At 58.8% G+C, this 10,785-nt stretch carries 3 protein-coding genes; all 3 read left to right on the forward strand.

Features of this window, described 5'->3' with window-relative positions; all coding sequences use genetic code 11:
- The first annotated feature begins 726 nt into the window (after positions 1–726).
- The 3 genes from HNH97_RS16610 to HNH97_RS16620 all read left to right on the forward strand — a co-directional run bounded on the left by HNH97_RS16610 (position 727) and on the right by HNH97_RS16620 (position 10,695).
- The gene (locus tag HNH97_RS16610) at positions 727–957 is read left to right on the forward strand and encodes a hypothetical protein (RefSeq protein WP_171791628.1); all 231 of its coding nucleotides are present in this window, start codon (positions 727–729) and stop codon (positions 955–957) included.
- Positions 958–1,387: 430 nt separating this feature from the next.
- On the forward strand, positions 1,388–4,624 hold the full coding sequence (locus HNH97_RS16615; RefSeq protein ID WP_171791629.1) for an STY4851/ECs_5259 family protein: 3,237 nt from the start codon (positions 1,388–1,390) through the stop codon (positions 4,622–4,624).
- Positions 4,621–10,695: a DEAD/DEAH box helicase gene (locus HNH97_RS16620; RefSeq protein WP_171791630.1), complete on the forward strand. Its 6,075-nt coding sequence runs from the start codon at positions 4,621–4,623 to the stop codon at positions 10,693–10,695. The genes HNH97_RS16615 and HNH97_RS16620 overlap by 4 nt, the downstream gene beginning before the upstream one ends.
- Positions 10,696–10,785: the final 90 nt, after the last annotated feature.

A 10,785-nucleotide genomic window follows, 5' to 3' on the forward strand; every position in this document is an offset into this window, starting at 1 on the left:
CCCATGTCTCGTCCGTAAAGGTGCCTGTTCTGTCTCCTTCTTCCATCCCTACAATATGGGAAGAAATTCAAGATCTAACAGGCCCTAGTACAATTATGACCGTTTTTGTCGTATCTTGCTGATAGCTTACTCCAGATCAATGATTTTTATTTTTTATAGGAATATGTATATTACTCACCAAATGGCTGCCTGCATATATGTATTCGTCGTGCATTATGATTTATATGAATTGCGACCCAGAATACGAAATTTTTATTTCATGTGGTTATTCATATTTATGAATATTATATCTCTATACATTGAAAAAATCACAATACGATTATTAAACAATAACAAATAATTTTAAAGCAATACCTGATTACACCCTAAAGTTTTGATATGCTGATCTTTGCGGATGGCCGGGCCGATAGGCATGTTGATACAACCCGGCATGTTAGGGAAAGCCATTGTCGATGAATATACCGGCAGCGACATGGAAGCACACGAAAGGCTGACCGACAAGGAGTGTCAAACCCTGACAAAATAAGACGCTATTCAGCGTTGATCCTGAACGGGTACGGCGTGAAGGCGAGGAAGCGCAAGATACTATCGACCGCCAGATGGATTATACATATTATACAAGTCAAAAATTCCATCTCGATATTACAAAATCAGCACAAAAGAGTGGCACGAAGTTGCCGGTCAAGAAAGCGCTCGGTATTATACTGCTTGAAGTTGTCAACCGAGGTGAACCGCAAACTCCCGGTAATCCTGAGCCACTGGCAGAATGCGCCCATCTGGCGGCAGAAACTGGATATGGAACCTGTTGCGAAGCGTATGGTCGAAGCACTGTCGCGGGCCTGGAAACGTGTGCAGATGCGTGCAGCGGAAATCTTCCGCTCTATGGGAGAAGGTTTTCTCTCCGGGATTATTTCTGAACTGACGACAGTGGTTACCAACATATTCCAGGGCACCTGAAAGAGCATCATGCGGCTGTTGAGAACTCTCTGGTCGTCTCTTATCAAAAGTGCACAGGTTCTGGCCGCGCCTGCTGCAAACATGACTGCCGAGCAGAAGGCGGATGCCGTTCTGCGCATTGTATCACTTGCCGTAGGCGGCGCGCTTCGGACCCTTATATGCTAGAGATCGCAACGAGAGACATGTCAGACAGGCGAGGCTATTTGTCCCGATTGCGACAGTTATGCGAAGCATCATGATGATCAATGCATAACCCGGCTATAGAAAATAACGGTTACTGTACACCCTACCCGATTAAAACGATTTTTCACAACCTGATCGACAGGTAAACAATGCATGATCACAATCATGCGTGGGTCCAGATTTTAGCAATTGAAATCAGAGGAATATCAATTTTACAATCCCTGATAACCATTTCAGCGGAGACCAGATGTCGCTTCTCAGTCATATTCTTGAAGATCTGAGTATCAGCCAGCCAGATGGTCGTCCCTTATATGCATTGCCCCTGACCCCGGCCCGTCAGGTCGAACTGACCAGAATCCTGCGCCAGCACCTCATACGCTACCCCACCCAGTCCCGTACCGCAGCCCTTTTTGTTTTATGGGCATCAGATCACATACGCAGTCATTTCAAGGGCGGCACGTTGAAATGGGAGTTCGTGTTCGAAGGCCTTGGCCTGTCCGAGACACAGGACCTCGGCCGGGAAATGGTGGAAAAAGGCCTGAGGTGGTGGGGCCGTGAGGTACGCAGATCCGAAGGCCAGACACGTCTGTACCTTTATTCCCTGATGGCGGAAGGTGGCCTGCCGCAGTCTCTCCTGGTGGAGGATGGTCTTTACGGGCGCGTCGTCAAGGGACTACTGGCGGAAATGGAAAGTCATGGCCCCACCATTTCCGATGGTGTGGGCATGACGATTGCCGCGCGCTATGCCGCCTACCTGCCCAAGACATTTCAGGCATCGGAAGATATTTACCGCCTGTTAAAGGATCTGGGCACCGCGATCATCGCCCTCCGCGCCCGGGTACCTGAAAATATTCCAGCAGAACAGATCGATGCCTGGCTGGACCAACATGACGCCAACTGGGCCAATGATCTCCCGCTCAGATTATCCCCCGCCATTGCCGACAGCCTGATCCGCCCTGCCCTGCGTACGCTCAGAAACGCGCAATCGCCCATCGCCCCCGTTGCGCGGCGTATGCTCATTCATGACGCGAACACCCGCCAATGGCACCCGTTTGTCCGCCTGAGTGACGAGGGCATCATGGCGGCAGAATTCCTGCCTGCCACCGCAGCAGACCTGCGCATGCGTTTCCTTGCGGGCGGCAGCGCCACGGCAGAGGCCATTGTCTATAACGCAACCCCCATACCCGAAGGCTGGGAGCTACGCTGCCTGAACCGCGCGCCCCTCACCCTTGCGTTTGATCTGGACATGCCCTTCACCCTGTCTGGTTTTGCCGATGGACGGCTGGTGGGGGAAGTGGAAGTCGTATCCGCCCTGCCCCTGCCCGATGAAAACCCCAGCCTGTGGCACCGCGCGCCTGCCACGCTGATGGACCGGCAGACCACAGCCCTGATCCCCCTTGATGACAGGGCGACAACCCGCGCTCCTACCGTGTGGCTGCTGACTGATGCGAAAAGCCAGCCGGTAGCGGGACAGGGCGTGACACTCGGCGCAGCCGAACCGGCGCCGCATGGCCGGTTGTGGCCCCTGTCGGGCAAGGGCGATGTCACCTTGGGCCGCTACCGCTGGCGCATCACCACCGGCGCGCCGGAAGACCTGCCCGAGACACGCCTGCTCGCTCAGGGCCGTCTCCTCCCCCGGTGGCGCATTGCAGGCAGCAGGGAACAGATATTCTGGGGCACGCCCACCCTGTACGGGCAGAACGGCACCCAGGCCTTCCGCAGCCTTTCAGCCCATGACATCAACCATCGCCCGGCCCGCACCCTCATGGCGCATATCGCCCAATGGGTTGAAAACGGCATGGAACTGGCCCGGCTGCGCTATGTGGCCCTGCCAGCCGGTGTTACGCTCTCGCTTCATGAAGATGACGGGACGGTCAAGTTCCATGCCAATGGCCTTGCAGGCGGGTTATCGCTCAGGCTTACCGCAGGTGGATGCGAGGCGCATGGCCAGACACAGCCAGGACGCACGCTGGACCTCGCGCTTTGCGCCACTGGGCGGCCACCGGGCATGCTTACCCTGCACCTCAGCGCGCCAGCCACAGGCCAGATGCTTGAACTCATGGCACCCTGGCCCACCCGCAGCGGTATTATCCTGGCACCCGACAATACGCGGCTTGATCATGATACGCCCATCGCGGTCGAAGCCCTGCGCGGCTGGATGGCCATTGCACCGCCAGCAGGCCGGTGCAAGATACAGCTACGCACGGCGCACCAGTGTATCGACCTGCGGATGGAGGGAGAAACGCCGCTGGCCGTCTACATTCCCCTTATCCGGTCCATGCTCGCATATGGCGGCCCTGACTCCGATGTGCGCCTGAGCCTTGTCACCGATGGAATGGAAAGCCGCAGACTGGAAATCCGGCGCTACTACCGCCAGTCCCGCATTCAGGCCGACGGCACGCTCTATCTGGGCATACCGCGCAATGAGCAAGTAACGGACGGCAATGCCTTTGCACAGCTTGCCACAAAAGGCGCGGTCGATCTGCACGCAACCAATATCAACCGGCCCGGTCAGGCGGAGCGCCATCAACTGACCGCGCAGGGTGCCATTGACCTTGCCGCCCTGCTGCCCCCGGAGGCAAACGGCCTGTGGCTGGTGCAGGCCACACTGGATGGGCAGGTGCAGCGGGCGGCGATCTGGTCCCCAAAGCCCGCGCCTGTTCCTCCGACGACGCGCGACCAGCGCATAGAGACGTATAGTACGTGGTGGGAAAAGCTTAGCGCATCGGACAGCTTGGAAAACCGCGCCGTGTGGAGAGAGCAGTGGTCGGTCATACAGGCCGCGATGGAAGGCGGGGATGCGGGGATGCTCGATCAGGTACAGGCCCTCGCCGCCGTGCCCCAGGCCCTGATCCGGCTGGTGCTGGAGGTGCCCACCGGGCAACTGCTCCATGCGCTCTCGCTTGATACGGCCGCCCCTATCTTCTGGCCAGTCCTGCCGGTGCAGGCCTTTATCGAGGCCGTGGGCACGCACTATGCCAGCCTCGTCCGGCATTATGGCAGGGTCTGTGACAGCGAGGCAGAAACCGCCAGGACTGCACTGGACGCCGTGGCCCGGCGAATTGACGAGATTCTGATCCTGCATCCCGAACTGGCCAGCCATTTTGCAGCCGCACTGGTGCAGGCTGGCCTGATTGCTGGCCTGCCCCCTTCCCTGCTGCACAAAATCATGGTTGCCCCGCGGGAGGACACACTCGTCACGCTGGCCCAGCAGGTCGCCCGTCGCCTTGAATGGGTGCCCGATGGCATACCGCGCATCGAGCCCGACATGCGCCCGGCGGGTTTTTCGGGTTTCAACACCCACATCCAGAAAATTATCAACGCCCCGATGGTCGCGGCCGAAATGGCGGCACAACCACAACCGCCACATATTGCGCGCAAACGATTGCTCACACTTGCCAATCTGCGCCTGATCGACCCCGGTTATTTTGACGAAGCGCTGCCCGTCGCGCTGGCAATCGTGCTTGATAAGGCTAATTCATGACCCGCTCCATGCTGTTCCAGACCCTTGCGCACCTCAATGCCCGCTCGGGTTCCGCCGCCGTTGCGCAGAGCCGCATTGCCAGCACGGCGCTCAATGCCGCCATGCTGCGGCGCCTGTCGGTCGGGCCAGGGCAGGAGGGCGCGTTACTGAGCAGCCCGATCTTTGAATCCGCCCCCATATGGCAATCCGTCCCTGAAACGCTGGATGACCTGTCAGGCTCATTTTTTGATCCCCGCCTTGTCACGGCGCTGGATACGGCAACCAAGGAACGCATGCCGCGCAGTCGGCATCCCTACACCCACCAGCTTGCCGCCTGGAAGGCCGCAAAGGAAGGGCTGTCGTGCCTGGTCACGTCGGGCACGGGATCGGGCAAGACCGAATGTTTCATGTTGCCCATGCTGGATGATCTTCTGAATGATCCGGCACAGGGTAAACTTGATGGTGTCCGCGCCATTGTGGTCTATCCCCTCAATGCGCTGATTGAATCCCAGCGCGAACGCCTCAGCGCGTGGACGGAACAGCTCAGTGACCGTATCACGTTCGCGCTGTACAACCGGGATACGCCTGAGACCGCCAGGCAGCAAAAGCGCATCCTGTCCGCAGCGGAAATCGGCGACCGCAAGACCCTGCGCGCCCGCCCGCCTTCCATTCTCATCACCAATGTCACCATGCTGGAATACCTGCTGTTAAGGCATGCCGACCAGCCGGTTCTCGCCAGGTCGCAGGGCCTTCTGCGCTGGATCGTGCTCGACGAGGCCCATAGCTATATTGGCGCGCAGGCGGCGGAAATGGCACTGCTCCTGCGCCGCGTCCGCAATGCCTTTGGTGTTGCCCCCGAACAGGTCCGGGTCATGGCGACATCGGCTACGATCAGTGATGGCGGCAAGGCGGAAACACACAGCAGGCTGGAGGATTTCATTGCCTCGCTTGCCGGAACGGATAAAGAGTATGTCGGTGTCATTCACGGCGCGGAATCACAGCCTGCCCTGCCTGACATGGGACAGGACAGGCCGCTGGATCCGGCAGGACTGGAGGCGTGCGATGGTGCGACGCTGTGGGCGGAACTGGCGCCCCATCCCCGTATTCGCAACCTGCGCCATAAAATGCGCTCCGGCGGGATCAACCTGCCCGCCGTCAGCGAACTCCTGTATGGCGAACGTACGCAGCAGGAAAAAGCCCAGTCCATCCTCGACATCGCCGCCCAGACAAAAGACCCGCGCACGGGCGAGCCGTTGCTGCCCTGGCGCGCCCATATCTTTCACCGCGCGCTCGGTGGGCTGTGGGTATGCATCAACCCCGCCTGCAGCCACCGCGATGCTGAACTGACGGCACCGGAGGCGGGATGGGGTTTTGGCGCGGTCTGGCTGGAACAGCGCGAACGCTGTCAGTGCGGGTCCCCGGTTTTTGAACTGCAGGCCTGTTCGGATTGCGGCACGCCCTTTCTGGTCGCGCGCAAGGAGGTTGGCATGCACACCCGCCTCCTGTCATGCCAGACGGGAGCACGCGACGAATTTCTGGTGGATATGGAACCTGACCCCGACACGGAGGCCACGGAGCCGCTCAACCTGTCGGTCTGGCTGCGTCCGGCCACCGGCACGGCATCGGATCGCCTTGTCTGCCTCGAGACCGGCACGATCTATGATAATACCCCACCGCAGGACACCCGCACAGTAGCCCTCAACCTGATATCAGAGGAAAGGGAGCGCGGCTGCTGCGCCGGGGCGGAACGGGCCATGCTGCGCTCCCAGCATTTCGGGCCTTCCTTCTTCATGGGCGCCATTTTGCCCGACATGGCGGAGCGGCTGGTGCCCCCCCTGCGCGAAACCAGCAGCCTGCCCATGGAGGGCCGCAGGGCCATTACCTTCTCCGACAGCAGGCAGGGCGTGGCCCGCCTTGCCGCCAAGCTGCAGCAGGATGCCGAACGGAGCCTGACACGCGCGTGCATCTATCATAGCGTGCAACGCGATGATGGGATGGATCCTGCCGAACGGAAAAAACAGGAGCAGTTCCTGCAGAAAATGAAGGCGATGGACCCTGTCGGCTTTGCAGACCAAATTGCCAAAACAGAGCAAGAACTGAGTCAACAGGCAAAAGCCATTCCATGGAAAACGCTTGTCAGTACCCTCGCCCAGCAGGATGAACTCAGGCAGTTTGCAACACAGGTCTGGGCGGAGCGCGACTGGGGTGGCCGGGACTTGGCCGAAGACCCGGCACTTCTGGCGCAGATGTTTCTCTACCGCGAACTGTTTCGTCGTCCGCGCGTGCAAAACAATGTCGAGACCATGGGGCTGGCCCGGCTCGTCTTTCCCGCAATGGAAGCAAGGGTGCGCCTCGGCGTGCCGCATGCCGTAAAGCAGGCAGGCATTGAGGATACCACGGTCTGGGCCGGTCTGGCACAGACCGCGGTGGATTTTGTATTTCGAGAACAACTGGCCGTTTATCTGCCCAATGAACAGATGATACGCTGGATCCTGCCCCGCCGGTCTGGTACGCGCAAGATTTACAACCGCGACAACGCGCCCGCCGATGCGGCGGAAAGTCATGAGAAATTCTGGGTCAGCCCCCGCCCCCATCAGGGCAGGGCTTCACGGTTCCAGAAACTGCTCTACCGCGTCATTAAAGGCGACCCAAGCCACCCGGCCGACCAGGAACGAGCCAGGGACGTGCTTGATGCCCTATGGTCGCTGATCATCACGACTGCCGCACGGGATTCCGGGCGGGGTGGTTATCAGCTCGATTACGAAAAAGCCGCCCTTGCACGGGTGGATCAGGGCTGGCTGTGTCCGGTGACGCGCCGCATCTTTGGCTATACCACGGGTGAGGCCTCGCCCTATGACCCCGACGATACGCGACCGGTTGAAGTAATCGATTTTCCACGCCTGCCGTGCAGCAATCCCGGCGGCCTGGACCAGCAGCAACGCGCCCAGATTACGCAATGGTGCGCCCAGTCCCCCGATGTCGAAGCCCTGCGCAGGCGGGGATTGTGGACCAACCTGCATGACAAGGCGGCCACCTATCCGCCCTTCTTCCGCTCACAGGAACATTCTGCCCAGATCGACCGCGCGATATTGCAGCGTTACGAAGATCTGTTCAGGAATGGCGAGATCAATTTCCTGAACTGCTCGACCACGATGGAAATGGGCGTTGATATTCCCAACGTGACATTGGTGGGGAATTCCAACGTGCCTCCCGCCATTGCCAATTACCGCCAGCGTATTGGCCGCGCGGGGCGTCGGGGAGAGCCATGGGCGTTTGGGGTGACCTTCTGTCGCGACCTGCCGCTTGACCATGTCGTCTTTCGCGATCCGCAGAAATTCCTCAACGCGGTGGTGGCGGCCCCGGCCGTCAGGCTCCACAGCCGCACCATTGTGATCCGTCATGTGCATGCCGCCTTGCTGGGGCGTTTTCTGCGCCAGAATTCCGGCGTCAACATCAATGAAAAGATCGGCACCTTTTTTGGTGAGCGTCCTATCAAGGACGCGGAAAAAGCCCCTGTTTCCAATCAGGCGCAGGATTTCATCCTGGCCTTGCGCGATCCTGCCTTCATGCGCGCGCAGGAAGACGCCCTGCGTCAGCTCACACGGGGCACGATCCTGGCGGACGAGAATGCGACAACCCTGTGCCTGCAGACTGCGGAAAAAATCGATGCCATTTTCCGGCACTGGCGCAATGAATATCAACAGCTTGTAAAACGCGCGCAAGACGCCACTGAGCAAGATGTCCGCTTGGCGATTGAACGGCGGGCCGAGCGCATGCATAAGGAATATCTGTTTTCCGAACTGGCGCGGCGCGGCTTTACGCCTGCCTATGGCTTTCCCGTTGATGTTGTCGGTTTCAGCTTTCTTTCGCAGCGTTCGCAAAAACGCAATGCAGATGACGGCAATGCCGCGCAACGCACGCTTGATGTCGCCATTCGGGAATATGCGCCGGGTGCGGAAATCGTCATTGATGGCATGGTCCATAAAAGCGAGGGGCTGCAACCGGCCTGGTCGGCTACGGCCGATGCCAGTGGCCTTGAAGACATGCGGGTTTTCTGGGAATGCCGGAACTGCCATCAGTTTGGCACTGCACGCGTCTTTCAGGACATTCCTGAAAAATGCCCGCAATGCGACACGCCTTCCGCCCGCTTCCAGTCCTATACGACGCTGCGGCCTGCGGGTTTTCTGGGACGCAAGGCGCCCCATACCGGTTATGAAAGCCTGGGCTATATTCCCTATGAAATGTCCCGGCTTTCCGCTGATGCCCCGTGGCAGGCCCTCCCCAACCCCGAAGGGGGACGTCTGCGCGGCGATAGCACGGGCAACCTCTTTACCCAGAGTTCGGGCCAGCACGGCAAAGGCTATGCGCTCTGCCTGTGCTGCGGCCGGGCGGACGCCGAAACCGAGGAACTCCCCCATAATGGCGGGGCACGCCTTGCCATACCGTCGGCCCTGCTCAACCATCGTCCCCTTGCGCCGCTGCGCAGCGAACAGCTCCAGCGCGGCCTGTGCCCCGGTGGCACCACGCAGCCAAACCGCATTCAACGCAACCTACGCCTAGCCCACGAAACCTGTACCGATGTCTTTGAATTCCAGTTGCCTGAAGCCGGCCTGTTCGGTCCGGGCCTGGCACTGGGCGCGAGCCTGCGCGAAGCCCTTGCGGAAAAACTGGGGGCGGAACCGCGTGAAATCGGTATCGCCGTAAGTTCCAGCCAGAACCCCGTGGGCGGCTATGCGACATCCGTTTTCCTGTATGACAGGGCCGCGGGCGGAAGTGGCCTGGCCACACGGCTGGCGGAACCGGCCTATTTCCGCGATTGTCTCTCCATCGCCATTACGCGGCTGGATTGCCCGGAAGACTGCGCGCATGGTTGTCCGGCCTGCATCCTGCGGCCTGACATGATTTTTGGCGATATTCAGCCAGATCGGCCTGCGGCACTCGAGCACGCGCGCCACATTCTGTCCTGCCTTGAACTGCCGCCACAACTAGCCGTGTTTGGCAAGAACACCCAGTTTGTAAGCGGCAACGCCGTTGAGTGGCTGGAAAGGAAAAACATCTCAGGCCAGTTACGCTCCCTTACCCTTTATGTGCATGGCAACCCGACGGAGTGGGAACTCGCCGCATGGCCCATGCGCGATCTCCTCCAGCGCGCGCAGGCCACGGGGGTGCGTACAGAACTGGTCATACGGCAGGATGATCTGGTCGATACAAATCTTGAAATGGCGCAGAAACTCGATCTGTATCGCCTGTGTGACCAGAAAACCATTGCCATTGCCCGCACGCTGCCGGCAATACATGGCATGCCCCTACTGGCCAGCATGGATATTGATGGCGAGGAACTGGCCATTGCCACATCCGATGCGCGCAACGCCCTGCCCGGCCCCGGCTGGGGTATGAGCGAGGCGGCGCCTCTGGTTGTTGGTCCATATACGGATGAAATAGCCGTACAGCGCATGGAAACAGCGCAACTCATAGAACTCAGCAGCGGCAACGCGCACATGATAGCCATGGGCAAAAACGTCGTCTGGACCTCGTCGCAATTTGGCCAGAAATTTTGGGAGACGCTGGGCCAGACTGATGCGCTGGCCATTGCGCAACTGGTGCGGCATGGCATAAGCCGGGTGCGTTACTCTGACCGCTATCTGCTGACACCGTTGTCATTCCGCCTGTTGTGGGAAGTCCTGCACAAAATGCCATCAAAAGCGGACGCAAGCAAAAATGTACAGGTTGAAATCGTAACAGCATCCGTGCCTTATAATACGCGGCCTGGACGATTTATCACACAAAGCTATGATAATGATGCGGATCGATATGCTGTGCTGCAGGCCATGTTTCCCAAAGCAAGCGTCAGTATCGCAGACAAAAGCCAGATTCCGCATGCCCGTAGTCTGGAAATAACCCTGACAGACGGACAACGCCTTACGATACTTCTGGATCAGGGCTTTGGAGCCTGGCGCACAAAAGAAAAAAGTGTCTATCACTCATTTGATAGAATAGCCCGTGAGCAGGCTCGAACGCTGTGCGAAAAACAAGTAGACGTTGACATAGCGGCTAAAGATGGGATGCCGGTCATTGTAAAGTTAGATGGATGATACTAGGGCCTGTTAGATCTTGAATTTCTTCCCATATTGTAGGGATGGAAGAAGGAGACAGAACAGGCACCTTTACGGACGAGACATGGG

This window comes from Gluconacetobacter entanii, assembly GCF_013155425.1.
GTDB classification, from domain to species: domain Bacteria; phylum Pseudomonadota; class Alphaproteobacteria; order Acetobacterales; family Acetobacteraceae; genus Novacetimonas; species Novacetimonas entanii.

Excerpts from the sequence above, each read along its gene's own strand:
- HNH97_RS16615 (WP_171791629.1), top strand. The coding sequence starts at position 1,388 with ATGTCGCTTCTCAGTCATATTCTTGAAGATCTGAGTATCAGCCAGCCA.
- HNH97_RS16620 (WP_171791630.1), top strand. The coding sequence starts at position 4,621 with ATGACCCGCTCCATGCTGTTCCAGACCCTTGCGCACCTCAATGCCCGC.